This is a genomic window from Streptomyces sp. YIM 98790 (genome assembly GCF_011421595.1).
Lineage (GTDB): Bacteria > Actinomycetota > Actinomycetes > Streptomycetales > Streptomycetaceae > Streptomyces.
In genome coordinates this window covers 1-16649 of record NZ_WTLH01000009.1, presented here as the reverse complement: position 1 = coordinate 16649, position 16649 = coordinate 1, and the positions used below count along the sequence as shown (strand labels likewise).

Here is a 16649-nt window from a genome sequence, read left to right as displayed (position 1 = left end):
CCTCCTCGCCCCGTGCTCGCCCCCTCCTGCCCGGGGGTGCGGGGTCTGCCGCCGGGTGCGGGCCGGCGCGGAGGGCCGGGGAGCCGATCCGGGAAAGCGGCTTAATGATCTTGCGGCCGGGGAACACATCCCTGGATTCGTGTTTCCGGGCCGCCTGCCGTAGACTGGCTAGTCGGTCCTGGTACGCCTGCGTATTGGGGCTGTCCAGGTAGCCGATCCCGGAAGGTGAAGCGCACAGGCATGGCCAAAAAACAGGGGGCCATCGAGATCGAGGGCACCGTCGTCGAGTCCCTGCCGAACGCAATGTTCAGGGTGGAACTGGCGAACGGCCACCAGGTCCTCGCGCACATCAGCGGCAAGATGCGCATGCACTACATCCGCATTCTTCCCGACGACCGAGTCGTGGTGGAGCTGTCTCCGTACGACCTCAGCCGCGGGCGGATCGTCTACCGCTACAAGTAGTCCCTGCGCCCCTGCCCGGGGCGTGGGGATCGTGGATCAAGACCCGGAGAACCTCAGACCATGAAGGTCAAGCCGAGCGTCAAGAAGATCTGCGACAAGTGCAAGGTGATCCGCCGTCACGGCCGGGTCATGGTCATCTGCGAAAACCTGCGCCACAAGCAGCGCCAGGGCTGACGCGGCGACCACCGCCTAGCACCCACAGCAGCACTTCTCGGCACCTCACAGCGACAGCAAGCACCGCAGCAGCCCGACCCCCCGCCTGGCGGGGACGCCACCCCCGGTCCGGAGGCCGGGGACCCGGCCCGCCCGGTCTGATCCGGAGCCGGCCCGGGACCGGTGCTGCGGCAGACCTCCGACAACGAGAATCAGGAGAGCCATTCGATGGCACGCCTTGTAGGCGTTGACCTGCCGCGCGAGAAGCGCGTCGAGGTCGCCCTCACGTACGTCTTCGGCATCGGCCGGACCCGCTCCCAGGAGACCCTGGCCACCACCGGTATCAGCCCGGACACCCGGGTCCGCGACCTGACCGAGGAGGAACTGGTCAGGCTCCGCGACCACGTGGAGGCCAACTACAAGACCGAGGGTGACCTCCGCCGGGAGATCCAGGCGGACATCCGCCGCAAGGTCGAGATCGGCTGCTACGAGGGTCTGCGTCACCGCCGCGGCCTGCCGGTGCACGGCCAGCGGACCAAGACCAACGCGCGCACCCGCAAGGGCCCGCGCCGCACCATCGCCGGCAAGAAGAAGCCGGGCAAGAAGTAGTCCGCACCGGACCGCCGATCACCAGGTCCCGTTGCCGGACCGACCACCTCCAGGGAGTAAGCCTCTATGCCTCCTAAGGGCCGTACCGCGGGCACCAAGAAGGTGCGCCGCAAGGAGAAGAAGAACGTCGCCCACGGGCACGCCCACATCAAGAGCACGTTCAACAACACCATCGTCTCGATCACCGACCCGCAGGGGAACGTGATCTCCTGGGCCTCCGCCGGCCACGTCGGCTTCAAGGGCTCGCGCAAGTCGACGCCGTTCGCCGCCCAGATGGCCGCCGAGAACGCCGCCCGCCGTGCCCAGGAGCACGGCATGCGGAAGGTGGACGTGTTCGTGAAGGGTCCCGGCTCCGGCCGGGAGACCGCGATCCGTTCGCTCCAGGCCACCGGCCTGGAGGTCGGGTCCATCCAGGACGTCACGCCCACGCCGCACAACGGCTGCCGCCCGCCCAAGCGCCGGCGCGTCTGACCAGCAGGAACAGGAGATCAGTAGACAATGGCGCGTTACACCGGGGCCGACTGCAAGCGTTGCCGTCGGGAAAAGCAGAAGCTCTTCCTCAAGGGAGCCAAGTGCGAGAGCGCAAAGTGCCCGATCGAGATCCGTCCTTACCCCCCGGGTGAGCACGGGCGCGGGCGCACCAAGGACTCCGAGTACCTGCTGCAGAAGCGCGAGAAGCAGAAGGCCGCCCGTATCTACGGCGTGCTGGAGAAGCAGTTCCGCGGGTACTTCAACGAGGCCAACCGCCAGCAGGGCAAGACGGGTGAGAACCTGCTGCGCATCCTGGAATCCCGTCTGGACAACGTGGTCTACCGGGCCGGCCTGGCCAAGTCCCGCGACCACGCCCGTCAGCTCGTCCGGCACGGCCACTTCACCGTGAACGGCCGGAAGCTGGACATCCCTTCGGCGCGGGTGTCGGCCAACGACATCATCGAGGTGCGGGAGTCCTCCCGGAACCTCACGCCGTTCCAGGTGGCGCAGGCCGAGGCCGGGGACAAGAACGTTCCGGCCTGGCTGGAGGTCATTCCCTCCCGGCTGCGGATCCTGGTCCACTCCCTGCCCGAGCGCCCGGTGATCGACACCCAGGTGCAGGAGCAGCTCATCGTCGAGCTCTACTCCAAGTAACGGTTTCCGTTACCCGGAGCAAGGGCCCGAAGGGGTGACGGGCGGAACCGCGGCATTCCGCGGTTCCGCCCGTACCCTTGAAACAACCGGACACACCCGCACTCCCCAGGCACATCCATCTGGCTCGGCATCAAATAGCGGGTGCCGAAGACTGGAGACATCACTCATGCTGATCGCTCAGCGTCCCACCCTCACCGAAGAGGTCGTCGACGAGTTCCGCTCCCGGTTCGTGATCGAGCCGCTGGAGCCGGGCTTCGGCTACACCCTCGGGAACTCCCTGCGGCGCACGCTGCTCTCCTCCATCCCCGGCGCGGCCGTCACCAGCATCCGCGTCGACGGCGTGCTGCACGAGTTCTCCACCGTGCCGGGCGTCAAGGAGGACGTGACCGACCTGATCCTCAACATCAAGCAGCTCGTCGTCTCCTCCGAGCACGACGAGCCGGTCGTGATGTACCTGCGCAAGCAGGGCCCGGGTCTGGTCACCGCGGCCGACATCGCGCCCCCGGCCGGCGTCGAGGTGCACAACCCCGACCTGGTGCTGGCCACCCTGAACGCCAAGGGCAAGCTGGAGATGGAGCTGACCGTGGAGCGCGGTCGCGGCTATGTCTCCGCCGCCCAGAACAAGCAGGCGGGCCAGGAGATCGGCCGCATCCCGGTCGACTCCATCTACAGCCCGGTGCTGCGGGTCACCTACAAGGTGGAGGCGACCCGTGTGGAACAGCGCACCGACTTCGACAAGCTGATCGTCGACGTGGAGACCAAGGAGTCCATGCGTCCGCGGGACGCGGTGGCCTCCGCGGGCAAGACCCTGGTCGAGCTGTTCAGCCTGGCCCGCGAGCTCAATGTGGACGCCGAGGGCATCGACATGGGCCCGTCCCCGACGGACGCGGCGCTCGCCGCCGACCTGGCGCTGCCGATCGAGGAGCTGGAGCTCACGGTCCGCTCCTACAACTGCCTCAAGCGTGAGGGCATCCACACCGTGGGCGAGCTGGTGGCCCGCTCCGAGGCGGACCTGCTGGACATCCGCAACTTCGGCGCCAAGTCGATCGACGAGGTCAAGGCCAAGCTGGCCGGCATGGGCCTGGCCCTGAAGGACAGCCCGCCCGGCTTCGACCCGACCACGGCCGCCGACGCCTTCGGTGCCGAGGACGAGGGCGACACCGGCTTCGCCGAGACCGAGCAGTACTGATCCGGCGACCGCGGTATCCCGCGGTCCCGCATCACCGACGAACGGAACCGCGCGAGCGGTGACGAACCGGCTTCCGGCGGCCGTCCCGGCACGGGGCGGACCGCCGGAGACCCGGCGGACAGCAGTCCGTCCGGGCCCTGACACCGGTGCCTGGCACGGCCGGTGCAGAACCGAGGAGAGAGACAATGCCGAAGCCCACCAAGGGTGCCCGGCTGGGCGGCAGCCCGGCCCACGAGCGGATGATGCTCGCCAACCTGGCCACCGCGCTCTTCGAGCACGGCCGGATCACCACCACCGTGGCCAAGGCGCGCCGGCTGCGCCCGGTCGCGGAGCGGCTGATCACCAAGGCCAAGAAGGGCGACCTGCACAACCGCCGTCTGGTGCTGCGGACCATCCGGGACAAGAGCGTGGTGCACACGCTCTTCACCGAGATCGGCCCGAAGTTCGCCAACCGCCCGGGCGGCTACACCCGGATCACCAAGATCGGCCCGCGTCGCGGCGACAACGCCCCGATGGCGGTCATCGAGCTGGTGGAGGCCCTGACCGTGCAGCAGGAGGCGGTCGGCGAGGCCGAGGCCGCCACCCAGCGGGCGGTCAAGGAGAAGGACGCCGAGGGTGCCGAGGCCGCCAAGGCCGATCTCAGCAAGAAGGACGCCGAGGGTGCCGAGGCCGCCAAGGCCGACCTCACCAAGAAGGACGCCGAGGGTGCCGAGGCCGGCGAGTCCGGCGAGGAGCAGAAGGAAGCCTGACGGCATCCGGCCGTTCCCGCGCACGGGTCCGCTCCCGCACCGGAGCGGGCCCGTGCCGCATGGGGGGCGGCCCGCCGGCGACTGGGCCAGTGAGCTGATGAGGGGCGCCGATGAGTGACGCGCTGCCACCCGGGGTGGTGCGGGTGCGGCTGGACCTGTCCTACGACGGCACGGACTTCCGGGGCTGGGCCCGGCAGCGCGAGGGGCAGCGCACCGTGCAGCAGGAGCTGGAGGACGCGCTGCGCATCGTCACCCGCTCCGCGCACGGCTTCGAGCTGACCGTGGCCGGGCGGACGGACGCCGGGGTGCACGCCCGCGGGCAGGTGGCCCATGTGGACCTGCCGGACTGGCTCTGGGCGGAGCAGCGGGACAAGCTGCTGCGCCGGCTGGCCGGGCGCCTGCCGCAGGACATCCGGGTGTGGCGGGTCGGCGAGGCGCCGCCGCACTTCGACGCTCGTTTCTCAGCGGTCTGGCGGCGCTATGTCTACCGGGTGAGCGACCACCCGGCCGGCGTCGATCCGCTGCGCCGCCGCTTCGTGCTCTGGCACGACCGGCCGCTGGACGTGGAGGCCATGAACGCCGCCTCGCAGCTGCTGCTCGGGGAGCACGACTTCGCCGCCTTCTGCCGGAAGCGGGAGGGCGCCACCACCATCCGCGCGGTGCAGCTGCTGCGCTGGGAGCGCCGGCCGGACGGGGTGCTGGAGGGCACGGTGCGGGCGGACGCCTTCTGCCACAACATGGTGCGCTCGCTGGTCGGGGCGCTGCTGTTCGTCGGGGACGGGCACCGGCCGCCGGAGTGGGCGGCGGAGGTGCTGGCCGCCCGGGTGCGGGACTCGGCGGTGCGGGTGGTGCGCCCGCACGGCCTGACCCTGGAGGAGGTCGGCTACCCGCCGGACGACCGGCTCGCCGCCCGGGCCGCCGCCGCCCGCACGCTGCGCGCGCTGCCCGGCCGGGACCCGGCCGGCGCGGGCTGACGCACGGACCGGCCGGTGCGGGTGCCGGTGCGGGGAGCCGGTGCGGGTCAGTCCGTGCTGCTGCTGCGGCGGTTGCGCTCCTCCACCAGGGCCTCGGCGGAGGCGGAGGCCTGGCTCTCCCCGCGCTGCACGATCCGGGCGTGGGCGTGGGTGTTGCCGTCCCGGGAGGCCTGCCGGGACGGGGTCTCCTCGCCGCTGTCCGGGGTGCCGTCGGAGTTGCCCGCGATGGTGAGATAGACGTAGCGGCCGATCTGGTTGCGGGTGACCCGGCAGCCGCCGCGCTGGCAGAACTCGGGGGCGTCACCGCCGGTCAGCGGGAGCAGATGGGCGGCGCCGCCGATCTCGCCGGCCGCTTCCTTGGCCGCCTTGGCCTCGGCCTCTCCCGGGAACTGGGCCACCCCGATGGTCACCGCCACGCCGTCGGCCGTGTAGGTGGCGCGCAGCATGGTCAGGCAGCCGTTCCCGGTCAGCACCGAGGTCAGCTCCGGGCTGGCGGCCTCGGTGCAGTCCAGGGACGTCTGCGCGGCCCGCTTGGCGTACTCCCGGCCGTCCACGGTCATGGTGTCCCCGGCGTAGAAGCCCTCTTCGGTGAAGGGCGCCAGATCCTTGTCGGCGTCGCTGATGAACTCCACCGGCTGGGGGATCGGCGGCAGCGAGGTCTCCTGGAAGGACGGTTCGGGGTGGGTGGTCTCGGCCGGCAGGTCGTCCGTGCTGGGCAGCTCGGAGGCGCTGCGGTCGGAGCCGTTCCCGCCGCCGCCCTGGCCGACGATGGCCAGCGCGACCCCGGTGCCGATGGCCAGCGCGGCCAGTGCGCCGCCGCCGGTCAGCAGCCAGCGCCGGCGCCGGCGGGCCCGTGCCGCCTCCTCGGCCAGGGCGCCCCAGTCCGGGGTGCCGCCCGGCGGCTCCGATGCGGCGGGCGGGCCGCTGTGCCACTGCGGGTACTGCTGCTGCCCGCCGTTCCCCCACTGCCCGTAACTCATGCGACGCATCTTAGGGAAAACCGTTTGTCCGGGCCGCACCCGGATGGTCACAATCCCCGCACCGCCGCCACCGTCCGGTCGCACCCTCACCCCCGGCGGCCCCGTACGTGACACGATGCTGCGCGCCCGGCGCCCGGCCGTTTTGACCGGCCCTGCCCGGGGCAGGTACCCTGACTGGTCGATATGCGTATGGCTTGCTCGATCTCACGTGAGGGGCCTTACGCGGAGACCGCGCGATCGCAGCGGTCAGTCCCCGGCTCGCGTCACCGAGGTCTGGCCTGCGCTGCCGACTCCCGCGTGATCCTTCTGTAAGGAATCACTCACCACTAGCGAAGGCTACGACCGTGCGTACGTACAGCCCCAAGCCCGGCGACGTTGAGCGTCAGTGGCACGTCATCGACGCCCAGGACGTGGTGCTCGGCCGCCTGGCGTCCCAGGCCGCGACCCTGCTCCGGGGGAAGCACAAGCCGGTTTACGCGCCCCACGTCGACACCGGTGACTTCGTCATCATCATCAACGCCGACAAGGTGCACCTCTCCGGCAACAAGCGGACCCAGAAGCTGGCCTACCGCCACTCCGGCTACCCCGGCGGTCTGCGTTCCGTCCGCTACGACGACCTGCTCGCCAAGAACCCGGAGAAGGCCGTGGAGAAGGCCGTCCGGGGCATGCTGCCCAAGAACACCCTCGGCCGTCAGATGCTGAAGAAGCTGAAGGTCTACGCGGGCACCGAGCACCCGCACGGCGCCCAGAAGCCCGTGCCGTTCGAGATCACCCAGGTCGCGCAGTAGTCCGGCCACCACTGACAGAAGGAATCCGAGGAGAGTCAACCGTGGCCGACACCACTGAGTTCGACGCGCAGATCGACACCGACGAGCCCGAGGTCCAGGAGTACACCTCCGAGTCCGCTCCGGTGGAGGAGCTCAGCTCCGAGTCCCTGGCCTCCCGCTTCGGCGAGGCCCAGCCCGGTGCCGGCACCGGCCGCCGCAAGAGCGCCGTGGCCCGCGTCCGCATCGTGCCGGGCTCCGGCAAGTGGAAGATCAACGGCCGTCCGCTGGAGGTGTACTTCCCCAACAAGGTGCACCAGCAGGAGGTCAACGAGCCGTTCAAGGTCCTGGAGCTGGACGACCGCTACGACGTCGTCGCCCGCATCACCGGCGGCGGCACCTCCGGCCAGGCCGGCGCCCTGCGGCTCGGCGTGGCCCGTGCGCTGAACGAGGCCGACGTCGACAACCACCGCGGTCCGCTGAAGAAGGCCGGCTTCCTGACCCGTGACGCCCGTGCGGTCGAGCGGAAGAAGGCCGGTCTGAAGAAGGCCCGCAAGGGCACCCAGTACAGCAAGCGCTGATCCGCCCGATCCGCACCGCTTGTTCGGCGCCCCGCCGGCACCCCGTGCCGGCGGGGCGCCGTCGTGTGCGCCCGGCGTGCCGCGGGCCCGGAACCCCATAGCACGGGCGAGGCTGGTGGCGGCGCAACGTGACGAGCAGGTGAAGCCGCCGGATAGGGTTGTCCGGGCGGGGCCCGCCGGCGGAAAAGACTCGGAGGAACGACAGTGGGACGACTCTTCGGCACGGACGGGGTACGCGGCGTCGCCAATGTGGAGCTGACCGCCGAGCTGGCGCTCGGGCTGTCGGAGGCGGCGGCCCGCGTGCTCACGGACGCGCAGGAGGCGGCCGGCGGCGAGGCCCGGCGGCCGGTGGCCGTGGTGGGCCGTGACCCGCGTGCGTCCGGGGAGTTCCTGGAGGCCGCCGTGGTGGCCGGGCTGGCCGGGGCGGGCGTGGACGTGCGCCGGGTCGGCGTGCTGCCCACCCCCGCGGTGGCGTATCTCACCGGTTCGCTCGGCGCGGACTTCGGCGTGATGCTGTCCGCCAGCCACAACCCCATGCCCGACAACGGCATCAAGTTCTTCGCCCGCGGCGGGCAGAAGCTGGCCGACGAGCTGGAGGACCGCATCGAGGCCGCGTACCGGGAGGCCGCCGAGGGCAAGCCCTGGGACCGCCCGGTGGGCGCGGCGGTCGGCCGGATCACCGACCACGCGGGCGGCGCCGAGGACTACATCGGGCACCTGCTGTCCGCGCTGCCCGCCCGGCTGGACGGGCTCAAGGTCGTGGTGGACGCGGCGCACGGCGCGGCCTCACGGGTGGCGCCGGAGGCGTTCGCCCGGGCCGGGGCCGAGGTGGTGGCCATCGGCACCGACCCGGACGGGCTGAACATCAACGACGGCTGCGGCTCCACCCACCTGGACGCGCTGCGCGCGGCCGTGACCGAGCACGGTGCCGACCTGGGCGTGGCGGTGGACGGCGACGCCGACCGCTGCCTGGCCGCGGACGCCGCCGGCCGGGACGTGGACGGCGACCAGATCATGGCCGTGCTGGCGCTGGCCATGCGGGAGGCCGGGGCGCTGCGGCGGAACACCCTGGTGGCCACCGTGATGTCCAATCTGGGCCTGAAGCTGGCGCTGGAGCGGGAGGGCCTGCTGCTGCGCGAGACCGCGGTCGGGGACCGCTATGTGCTGGAGGAGATGAAGCGCGGCGGCTACTCGCTGGGCGGGGAGCAGTCCGGGCACGTGGTCGCCCTGGACCACGCCACCACCGGGGACGGCACGCTGACCGGGCTGCTGCTGGCCTCCCGGGTGGCGGCCACCGGGCGGCCGCTGGCCGAGCTGGCGGGCGTGGTGACGCGGCTGCCGCAGGTGCTGATCAATGTGCCCGGGGTGGACAAGGGCCGGGTCGCGGAGAGCGCCGAACTGGCCGCGGCGGTGGCCGGGGCCGAGCGGGAGCTGGGCACCACCGGCCGGGTGCTGCTGCGGCCCTCCGGCACCGAGCCGCTGGTGCGGGTGATGGTGGAGGCCGCGACCGCGGAGCAGGCGCAGCGGGTGGCGGAGGAACTGGCCGGCGTGGTCCGCACCGCTCTGGCCGTCGCCCCGGTCGGCAACGGCTAGCGCGGCGGCCGGTGCCGGCCGCCGCCGCGCCGGGGGTGCTAGAGCTTCCGCAGGGAGAGCCGCTGCACCCGGTGATCGGACCCCTTGCGCAGTATCAGGGTGGCCCGGCCGCGGGTCGGCACGATGTTCTCCACCAGATTGGGCTCGTTGATGGTCTGCCAGATGTTGCGGGCGTAGGCCAGGGCCTCCTCCTCGGAGACCTGGGTGTAGCGGCGGAAGTAGGAGGACGGGTCCTGGAAGGCGGTGCGGCGCAGCTTCCGGAAGCGTTCCAGGTACCAGCGCCGGATGTCGGCCGGCCGGGCGTCCACGTAGACGGAGAAGTCGAAGAAGTCCGCCACCGACACCCGGGTCCGGCCGTCGGTGCCGGGCAGCGCGGGCTGCAGCACGTTCAGCCCCTCGACGACGAGGATGTCCGGGCGGCGCACGGTCAGCCGCTCGCCGGGCACGATGTCGTAGACGAGGTGGGAGTAGACGGGGGCCTCCACCGTCTCCCGGCCGGCCTTGACGTCGGCCACGAAGCGGACCAGCGCACGCCGGTCGTAGGACTCGGGGAAGCCCTTGCGGGCCATCAGGCCGCGCCGCCGCAGTTCGGCGTTGGGCAGCAGGAAGCCGTCGGTGGTGACCAGCTCCACCCGGGGGTGCTCGGGCCACCGGGCCAGCAGCTCCTTGAGCAGCCGGGAGACGGTGGACTTGCCGACCGCCACGCTGCCGGCCACGCCGATCACGAAGGGCGTGGTGCGCGGCGCCTGGTCGCCCGGGGAGCCGAGGAAGGTGCGCAGCGCGTCGCGCAGTCCGTGCGCCGCGCCGACGTGGAGGTTGAGCAGCCGGGAGAGCGGCAGATACACCTCGCGGACCTCGTCCAGGTCGATGACGTCGCCCAGGCCGCGCAGCCGTTCCAGTTCCTCGGCGGTGAGCGGGAGCGGCGTGCGTTCGCGCAGCGCGCTCCACTCGGCGCGGCTGAGGTCCAGATACGGGCTGGCGTCGCCGCGGGCCGGGCGGCCGTTGCGTCCGGCGGGGAGGCCGGGCATGCCGTCGTCCGCCGGGGCCGCCGGCCGGGCGGGGCGGGCGGCCCGTGTCTCCGGCTGGATGTAGTCCGACACGCAGCCATCCTCCCACCCGGGCTTCCCCGCGCCGGGACGGGGCCGCAGCGGCCCGTGCGGGACGGGTGGCATCCCGTAGTCTGACCCCGTGAGCGGCATTGTCGGATACGTCGGGGGCCAGTCCGCGCTCGAAGTGCTGCTGGGCCAACTGCGCGCACTGGAGCGGACCGGACCGGGGAACGACGACTCGGTGGGCGTGGCGCTGCTCGCCGACGGCGGCCTGGCCGCCGCCAAGACGGCCGGCAAACTCGCCGACCTGCTGGCCCTGCTGGAGCGCCGCCCGCTGCCGAGCTGCGGCACCGGGGTGGCCCACATCCGGCGGGCCACGCGCGGCGCGCCCTCCGAGACCAACGCCCATCCGCAGCTGGACGAGGCCGGGCGGGTGGCGGTGGTGCAGGGCGGCACCCTGGACAACGCCGAGGCGCTGCGCGCCGAGGTGACCGGCCGCGGCCACCGGCTGGCCTCCCAGACCGACACCGAGGTGGTGGCGCACCTGCTGGCCGAGGCGTTCTCCTCCAGCGGCGAACTGGGCGAGGCCATGCGGCAGGTCGCCGGGCGGCTGCGGGGCGAGTTCGCCCTGGCCGCGCTGCACGCCGACGAGCCGGACGCGGTGGTCGCGGTGCGGCGGGGCGCGGGCCGGAGGCTGGCCGTCGGCCTGGGGCAGGGCGAGGCGTATCTGGTCACCGACCGGGCGCTGCTGGACGGGCTGCCGGTGTGGGAGGTCGTGGAGCCGGCCGAGGGCGAGGTCGCCGTGGTCCGCCGGGCGGGGGACGAAATCCGCTGCGATGTGGTGCCGGCGTGATCGTCGGGGTGGGCATCGACGTGGCGGAGATCGACCGCTTCGCCGCCGCCCTGGAGCGCACGCCGCAGCTCGCGGACCGGCTGTTCCTGGCGAGCGAGCTGTGGCTGCCCAGCGGTGAGCGGCGCGGTGTCGCGTCCCTGGCGGCGCGGTTCGCGGCCAAGGAGGCGCTGGCCAAGGCGCTGGGCGCGCCGCCGGGGCTGCGCTGGACGGACGCCGAGGTGTTCACCGAGCCCAACGGGCAGCCCCGGCTGCGGGTCGCCGGCACGGTGCTGGCCCGGGCCGACCAGCTCGGGGTGCGCACCTGGCACCTCTCCCTCAGCCATGACGCCGGCATCGCCTCCGCGGTCGTGATAGCCGAATCCTGAGGCCGCGAGGCGGCCGGCGGCATCGGCCGCCGCCCGGCATCCGGCGGCCGGCCGCCGTGGCGCGCGCCGGGAATTGCCGCCGGGAGGCCGGGCCGGGGAGGATCATTCGGCACAGCGGGCAGAGCGGGCAGAGCGGGCAGAGCGGCAGAGCGGGCACGGCGGTCCGGACCCGTCACGCGGCGGAGAGGCGAGGCATGCGGAGCGGTTATCACGTGGCGACCGTGCGGAGCGCGGAGCGGGCGCTGATGGCGCGGCTGCCCGACGGCACGCTGATGCGGCGCGCGGCGGCCGGGCTGGCCGCCGTCTGCGCCGAGGTGCTCGGCGCCCGGAGCGGCGGGCGGGTCTACGGCGCCCGGGTGGCGCTGCTGGCCGGCAGCGGCGACAACGGCGGCGACGCGCTGTACGCCGGGGCACGGCTGGCCGGCCGGGGCGCCGGGGTGACCGCGGTGCTGCTGCACCNGCACTGCTGCGCCGCGGCGGCCGGGCGGTCCCGGCCGGACAGGGCGGGCCGGTACTGCGCCGCGCCGACCTGGTGCTGGACGGCATCGTCGGCATCGGGGGCCGGGGCGGGCTGCGGCCGGCCGCAGCCGAACTGGCCGGGCTGGCCGGGGCGGGCCGGGCCGCCGTGGTGGCGGTGGACCTGCCCAGCGGTGTGGACCCGGACACCGGGGAGGTGCCCGGCGCCGCCGTGCGCGCCGATGTCACGGTCACCTTCGGCACCCACAAGCCGGGCCTGCTGATCGACCCGGGCCGCGAGTATGCCGGGGTGCTGCGCCCGGTGGACATCGGACTGGGCCCGGAGCTGGACCGGCTCGGCGCGCAGCCCGACGTGGTGGCGCTCCAGCACCGGGACGTGGCCGCGCTGCTGCCGGTGCCCACGGCGGAGAGCGACAAGTACCGGCGGGGTGTGGTGGGAGTGGCGGCCGGCTCCGGGCGCTACCCGGGCGCCGCGGTGCTGGCGGTGGCGGGCGCGCTGCGCGGCGGCGCCGGGGCGGTCCGCTATGTGGGCCCGCCCGGCGAGGCGGTGCTCGCCCGGTATCCCGAGACGCTCATCGGACGCGGCCGGGTGCAGGCATGGGTGGCGGGCCCGGGCCTGGGCGACGCCGCGGAGGCGCGTGAGCGGCTGGCCCACGCCCTGAGGGCGGACGTCCCGGCGGTGGTGGACGCGGACGGGCTGCGGCTGCTCGACGAGGCCCTGCCGCCGGGCGGGCGCTCCGCACCGCTGGTGCTCACCCCGCACGCGGGGGAGGCGGCGGCGCTGCTGGGCAGTGAGCGCGCCACGGTGGAGGCGCGGCGGCTGGCGTCGGTGCGGGAACTGGTCCGCCGTACCGGTGCCACGGTGCTGCTGAAGGGATCGACGACGCTGATCGCCGGGCCGCGGGGCCCGGTGTACGTCAACCCGACCGGCACCGGCTGGCTGGCCACGGCGGGCAGCGGCGACGTCCTGGCGGGGCTGATCGGCTCCCTGCTGGCGGCGGGGCTGGCACCGGGCGACGCGGCGGCGGCCGGTGCCTATCTGCACGGCCTGGCCGCCCGCACCCTGACGCCTCCGTACACCGCCTCCGAGGTGGCCGGGGCGCTGCCCGCCGCCTGGCACCGGCTCCGCGCACCGGGGCCGTCCTAGCCGTCCCCGTCCCCGTCCCGCCGCCACCGGGCGGGGCCGCGGGACAGCGGCGGAACGCCGCCCGGGTGCCCCGCCCGGCCGCCGCCGCGGCGGTGCGGGAGCGTGGCCGGGTCCGAGGGCTGAGAGACTGGGGAGGATGAGCGAGCAGTCAACCTCCTTTCCGGACGGTCTTCCGCGGGTGCGGGCCGAGATCGACCTTGACGCGGTGCGGTCCAACATCCGTGCGCTGCACGGTCTGGCCGCACGCAACCGCGCCGGTGTGATGGCCGTCGTCAAGGCCGACGCCTACGGCCACGGCCTGCTGCCCTGCGCCCGTGCCGCCCGTGCGGCGGGCGCGGCATGGCTGGGCACCGCCACCCCCGAGGAGGCCCTCGCCCTGCGCGCGGCCGGGGACACCGGCCCGGTGCTGTGCTGGCTGTGGACGCCGGGCGCCCCGTGGCGGGAGACCGTGGAGGCGGGCGTGGATATCTCGGTCGGCGCCGGCTGGGCGCTGGACCGGGCGGCCGCCGCCGCCCGGGCCGCCGGCCGGACCGCCCGCGTCCAGCTCAAGGCCGACACCGGCCTGGGCCGCAACGGCTGCCCGCCGGAGGACTGGCCCGCGCTGGTCGCCGCCGCCCGGGCCGCCGAGGCCGACGGCGCGGTCCGCGTCACCGGCCTGTGGTCGCACTTCGCCTGCGCCGACGAGCCGGGCCATCCGTCCATCACGGCCCAGCAGCGGGCCTTCGCGGACGCGCTGGAGCACGCCGAGCGGGCCGGGCTCCGCCCGGAGGTGCGGCACATGGCCAACTCCCCGGCCACCCTGACCCTGCCGGAGTCGCACTACGACCTGGTCCGCCCCGGCATCGCGGTCTACGGGCTGTCGCCCTCGCCCGAGGTGGGTCTGCCGCAGGACTTCGGGCTGCGCCCGGCCATGACGCTGCGGGCCGCGCTCGCCTCCGTCAAGCGGGTGCCCGGCGGCCACGGCGTCTCCTACGGCCACCACTACCTCACCCCCGGCCCGACCACCCTCGCCCTGGTGCCCGCCGGTTACGCGGACGGCATTCCGCGCCACGCCTCCGGTACCGGCCCGGTGCTGGTGGCGGGCAAGTGGCGCACCGTGGCGGGGCGGGTGGCCATGGACCAGTTCGTGGTGGATCTCGGCGGGGACACGGCCGGGGCGGGCGACGAGGCGGTGCTGTTCGGGCCCGGTGACGGCGGCGAGCCCACCGCCGAGGACTGGGCCCGGGCCTGCGGGACGATCGGCTACGAGATCGTCACCCGGATCGGCGCCCGGGTCCCCCGGGAGTACCGGGGCGCGGACCGCCCGGGGGAGGAGCCCGCGGCGGCGCCCGGAGCGGGCCGGGGCGCGGATTCCGGTGCCGGGCCGGGGAGAAACGTGGTCAATGCATCTGATTCTGTGCGCTCCGGCGCGTAGCATCCAGAACCATGAACGAGGTCTTGAGGGATGCCGAGGGCGCCACGGCCGGCGCACGGATCCCGGTGGACGGTCCGGAGGAGATGCGGCGGCTCGGGCGCGCGCTGGCGGCCCTGCTGCGCCCCGGAGACCTGGTGCTGCTCACCGGTGAGCTGGGCGCGGGCAAGACCACCCTCACCCGGGGCATCGGCGAGGGGCTGGGCGTGCGCGGCGCGGTGACCTCGCCGACCTTCGTGATCGCGCGGGTGCATCCGCCGCTGGGCGACGGCCCGCCCCTGGTCCATGTGGACGCCTACCGGCTGCACGGCGGCCTGGAGGAGATGGAGGACCTGGACCTGGACGTCTCGCTGCCGGAGTCGGTGGTCGTGGTGGAGTGGGGCGAGGGCCGGGTCGAGGAGCTCTCCGAGGACCGGCTGCACGTGGCCATCCACCGCCCCCTGGGCGGCGCCGACGGCCCGGAGCCCGGCATCGCCGCCGGAGCGGTGAACGGGAACGGGAACGGGACCGCGGCCGGGGACGAGCCCGAGGTGCGGACGGTGACCCTGGTCGGCGTCGGGGAGCGCTGGGCGGACCAGGACCTCAGCAGCCTGGTACCCGACCGCCTGGGCTAGCGGCCCGGCGGCACCGCCGGGCCGCAGGCGGTGGCCGGCCGCCCGCCGGTCAGCGGACCACGACGACCGGTACGCCGACGGTGGCGAACCGCCACATCCGGGTGCCGTCCTCGGCCGACTGCCGGATGCCTCCGGTGCGCTGGGGCGACTCCGGGTCGGGCACCGAGCCGTCCGTGGCCGTGCTGAAGCCGAACACGACCCCGTCGTCCGAGGTGTCGAAGACCACCACGTTCTCGATCGGCACGCCGTCCGAGCCGTTGAGGGCGGCGTAGCGGTTGCTGACCTCGTAGGTGCCGGGCTCGGGGTCCACGGAGCTGTGGAAGACCGGGTAGGTGTGCAGTATCCGGTCGCCCAGCCCGTCCTCGGCGGCGTCGACCAGCCAGACCCGCCGTTCGGCCAGCGAGTAGACGACCCGGCGGCCCGCGCCGGAGTCGGCGGGCAGCGGCGCCACCGCGGCCTGCTCGCCGTCCGCTCCGCTCCCGCTGCCACCGGTGCCCTCCGCCGCACCCGTGTCCCCGCTCTCCCCGTTCTCCCCGCTGCCCTCCGCGGCCTGCCCGCCGCCGCTGCCGCCGGACGCGGCCGGGGCCCCCTGCGGCCGGTCGGGCGCGGCCGACGCCTGGTATGCGAAGAAGCCCACCACGGCGAGCGCCAGCGCGGTCAGCACGGTCACAAAGACCCCGGGGGAGCCGGAAGTTCCACGCGCCACGATGTCCTGCCTTCTTCTGTGCCGCCTGCGGAAGATCGCCGGAACCGACGGTAGCAGCCGCCCCGCCCCGCCTCCGCCCGCGGCACGTCCCCCCGCCGCGGCCCCCGCGTTCCTCCGCCCCGGCCCGCCCGGTCGCACCGGGCGCCGGGTCCCGGACATTCCGCGGCCGCGTCACCGGGTCCCCGGAAAGAATTAGGCTTGCGGCGTGCTACTGCTCGCTCTGGACACCGCGACCCCCGCCGTCACCGTGGCCCTGCACGACGGGGAGCGGGTGCTCGCCGCCGCCGACCCCGTGGACGCCCGCCGTCACGGCGAGCTGCTGCTGCCCGGCATCGACCGGGTGCTGCGCGAGGCCGGCCGCTCCCTGGACGCGGTGACCGCCGTCGTGGTCGGCACCGGTCCCGGCCCCTACACCGGCCTGCGGGTCGGCCTGGCCACCGCGCAGGCCATCGGCGCCGCCCGTGAGCTGCCGGTGCACGGCCTGTGCACCCTGGACGGCATCGCCTACGCCACCGGGCTCGACGAGCCGTTCCTGGTCGCCACCGACGCCCGGCGCAAGGAGGTGTACTGGGCGCGCTACACCGACGCCCGCACCCGCGACGGGCAGCCCGCCGTGGACCGCCCGCAGGACATCGCCGACCGGGTGGCCGGGGTGCCGGCGGTGGGCGCGGGCGCGCTGCTCTACGCCGGCACGTTCACCGGCCTGCTGGGCGACGGCCGTCCGCTGCACGCCTCCGCCGCCGCGCTGGCCGCGCTCGCCGCCGAACGGCTGGCCGCCGGTGCCGGGCTGCCGCCGCCGCTGCCGCTGTACCTGCGCCGCCCGGACGCGCAGGTGCCCCGGAACTACA

Annotated in this window: 19 protein-coding genes and 1 pseudogene; 17 read left to right on the top strand and 3 right to left on the bottom strand. The window is 74.2% G+C overall.

Features of this window, described 5'->3' with window-relative positions:
• Positions 1–240 precede the first annotated feature (240 nt).
• The 8 genes from infA to truA all read left to right on the top strand — a co-directional run bounded on the left by infA (position 241) and on the right by truA (position 5261).
• Complete coding sequence (gene infA / locus GQS09_RS03115; protein ID WP_093836641.1) at positions 241–462, top strand: translation initiation factor IF-1; 222 nt, start codon at positions 241–243, stop codon at positions 460–462.
• Positions 463–522: 60 nt separating this feature from the next.
• Entirely contained in the window at positions 523–636 is a 114-nt protein-coding gene (rpmJ, locus tag GQS09_RS03110; RefSeq protein ID WP_009740505.1) for a 50S ribosomal protein L36, read from the top strand.
• A gap of 207 nt (positions 637–843) precedes the next feature.
• The gene (gene rpsM / locus GQS09_RS03105) at positions 844–1224 is read left to right on the top strand and encodes a 30S ribosomal protein S13 (RefSeq protein WP_165984407.1); all 381 of its coding nucleotides are present in this window, start codon (positions 844–846) and stop codon (positions 1222–1224) included.
• A gap of 66 nt (positions 1225–1290) precedes the next feature.
• Entirely contained in the window at positions 1291–1695 is a 405-nt protein-coding gene (gene rpsK / locus GQS09_RS03100; protein WP_093836643.1) for a 30S ribosomal protein S11, read from the top strand.
• A 27-nt stretch (positions 1696–1722) separates the two neighbouring features.
• Positions 1723–2349: a 30S ribosomal protein S4 gene (gene rpsD / locus GQS09_RS03095; RefSeq protein ID WP_165984406.1), complete on the top strand. Its 627-nt coding sequence runs from the start codon at positions 1723–1725 to the stop codon at positions 2347–2349.
• Positions 2350–2515: 166 nt separating this feature from the next.
• Positions 2516–3538: a DNA-directed RNA polymerase subunit alpha gene (locus GQS09_RS03090; protein ID WP_165984405.1), complete on the top strand. Its 1023-nt coding sequence runs from the start codon at positions 2516–2518 to the stop codon at positions 3536–3538.
• Between the two features lie 185 nt (positions 3539–3723).
• A complete protein-coding gene (gene rplQ / locus GQS09_RS03085) occupies positions 3724–4287 on the top strand; it encodes a 50S ribosomal protein L17 (protein ID WP_165984404.1) in 564 nt (187 codons plus the stop codon).
• Positions 4288–4397: 110 nt separating this feature from the next.
• Positions 4398–5261 carry a tRNA pseudouridine(38-40) synthase TruA gene (gene truA / locus GQS09_RS03080; RefSeq protein ID WP_165984403.1) on the top strand — a complete coding sequence of 288 codons (864 nt, stop codon included), beginning with the start codon at positions 4398–4400 and terminating at the stop codon, positions 5259–5261.
• Positions 5262–5308: 47 nt separating this feature from the next.
• Here truA and GQS09_RS03075 read toward each other — a convergent pair whose 3' ends face one another.
• Positions 5309–6241 carry a hypothetical protein gene (locus tag GQS09_RS03075; protein ID WP_165984402.1) on the bottom strand — a complete coding sequence of 311 codons (933 nt, stop codon included), beginning with the start codon at positions 6239–6241 and terminating at the stop codon, positions 5309–5311.
• Positions 6242–6585: 344 nt separating this feature from the next.
• Between GQS09_RS03075 and rplM the strand changes: the two genes are divergently transcribed.
• The 3 genes from rplM to glmM all read left to right on the top strand — a co-directional run bounded on the left by rplM (position 6586) and on the right by glmM (position 9179).
• Positions 6586–7029, top strand: coding sequence for a 50S ribosomal protein L13 (gene rplM, locus GQS09_RS03070; protein ID WP_165984401.1), 444 nt, complete (start codon positions 6586–6588; stop codon positions 7027–7029).
• Between the two features lie 41 nt (positions 7030–7070).
• Entirely contained in the window at positions 7071–7586 is a 516-nt protein-coding gene (rpsI, locus tag GQS09_RS03065; protein WP_165984400.1) for a 30S ribosomal protein S9, read from the top strand.
• 204 nt (positions 7587–7790) lie between these two features.
• Positions 7791–9179: a phosphoglucosamine mutase gene (glmM, locus tag GQS09_RS03060; RefSeq protein ID WP_165984399.1), complete on the top strand. Its 1389-nt coding sequence runs from the start codon at positions 7791–7793 to the stop codon at positions 9177–9179.
• A 38-nt stretch (positions 9180–9217) separates the two neighbouring features.
• Here the strand turns inward: glmM and coaA are convergent, their stop codons facing one another.
• A complete protein-coding gene (coaA, locus tag GQS09_RS03055) occupies positions 9218–10207 on the bottom strand; it encodes a type I pantothenate kinase (RefSeq protein ID WP_165984458.1) in 990 nt (329 codons plus the stop codon).
• A gap of 160 nt (positions 10208–10367) precedes the next feature.
• Here coaA and GQS09_RS03050 point away from each other — a divergent pair, with 160 nt between their 5' ends.
• The 5 genes and pseudogenes from GQS09_RS03050 (at position 10368) to tsaE (ending at position 15095) form a co-directional block, all read left to right on the top strand.
• Positions 10368–11081, top strand: a complete 714-nt coding sequence (locus GQS09_RS03050) for a glucosamine--fructose-6-phosphate aminotransferase (protein ID WP_207957402.1) — start codon at positions 10368–10370, stop codon at positions 11079–11081.
• Positions 11078–11446, top strand: coding sequence for a holo-ACP synthase (locus GQS09_RS03045; RefSeq protein ID WP_165984398.1), 369 nt, complete (start codon positions 11078–11080; stop codon positions 11444–11446). Before GQS09_RS03050 ends, GQS09_RS03045 begins: the two co-directional genes overlap by 4 nt.
• Positions 11447–11640: 194 nt before the next feature.
• Positions 11641–13070: pseudogene (locus tag GQS09_RS03040) on the top strand (NAD(P)H-hydrate dehydratase).
• A 136-nt stretch (positions 13071–13206) separates the two neighbouring features.
• Positions 13207–14484: an alanine racemase gene (alr, locus tag GQS09_RS03035; protein ID WP_165984397.1), complete on the top strand. Its 1278-nt coding sequence runs from the start codon at positions 13207–13209 to the stop codon at positions 14482–14484.
• Between the two features lie 11 nt (positions 14485–14495).
• A complete protein-coding gene (gene tsaE, locus GQS09_RS03030; RefSeq protein ID WP_165984396.1) occupies positions 14496–15095 on the top strand; it encodes a tRNA (adenosine(37)-N6)-threonylcarbamoyltransferase complex ATPase subunit type 1 TsaE in 600 nt (199 codons plus the stop codon).
• Between the two features lie 49 nt (positions 15096–15144).
• Here tsaE and GQS09_RS03025 read toward each other — a convergent pair whose 3' ends face one another.
• Positions 15145–15801 (bottom strand): hypothetical protein, encoded by a 657-nt coding sequence (locus GQS09_RS03025; protein ID WP_165984395.1) that lies wholly within the window; start codon positions 15799–15801, stop codon positions 15145–15147.
• Between the two features lie 205 nt (positions 15802–16006).
• On the opposite strand from GQS09_RS03025, the gene tsaB reads away from it, so the two are divergent.
• On the top strand, positions 16007–16649 hold a 643-nt coding region (gene tsaB, locus GQS09_RS03020; RefSeq protein WP_165984394.1), incomplete at its 3' end, for a tRNA (adenosine(37)-N6)-threonylcarbamoyltransferase complex dimerization subunit type 1 TsaB.

Bases quoted from the DNA above. Each gene is read 5' to 3' on its own strand.
- infA (WP_093836641.1), top strand. From the start codon at position 241: ATGGCCAAAAAACAGGGGGCCATCGAGATCGAGGGCACCGTCGTCGAG.
- rpmJ (WP_009740505.1), top strand. From the start codon at position 523: ATGAAGGTCAAGCCGAGCGTCAAGAAGATCTGCGACAAGTGCAAGGTG.
- rpsM (WP_165984407.1), top strand. From the start codon at position 844: ATGGCACGCCTTGTAGGCGTTGACCTGCCGCGCGAGAAGCGCGTCGAG.
- rpsK (WP_093836643.1), top strand. From the start codon at position 1,291: ATGCCTCCTAAGGGCCGTACCGCGGGCACCAAGAAGGTGCGCCGCAAG.
- rpsD (WP_165984406.1), top strand. From the start codon at position 1,723: ATGGCGCGTTACACCGGGGCCGACTGCAAGCGTTGCCGTCGGGAAAAG.
- GQS09_RS03090 (WP_165984405.1), top strand. From the start codon at position 2,516: ATGCTGATCGCTCAGCGTCCCACCCTCACCGAAGAGGTCGTCGACGAG.
- rplQ (WP_165984404.1), top strand. From the start codon at position 3,724: ATGCCGAAGCCCACCAAGGGTGCCCGGCTGGGCGGCAGCCCGGCCCAC.
- truA (WP_165984403.1), top strand. From the start codon at position 4,398: ATGAGTGACGCGCTGCCACCCGGGGTGGTGCGGGTGCGGCTGGACCTG.
- GQS09_RS03075 (WP_165984402.1), bottom strand. From the start codon at position 6,241: ATGAGTTACGGGCAGTGGGGGAACGGCGGGCAGCAGCAGTACCCGCAG.
- coaA (WP_165984458.1), bottom strand. From the start codon at position 10,207: ATGCCCGGCCTCCCCGCCGGACGCAACGGCCGCCCGGCCCGCGGCGAC.
- alr (WP_165984397.1), top strand. From the start codon at position 13,207: ATGAGCGAGCAGTCAACCTCCTTTCCGGACGGTCTTCCGCGGGTGCGG.
- tsaE (WP_165984396.1), top strand. From the start codon at position 14,496: ATGAACGAGGTCTTGAGGGATGCCGAGGGCGCCACGGCCGGCGCACGG.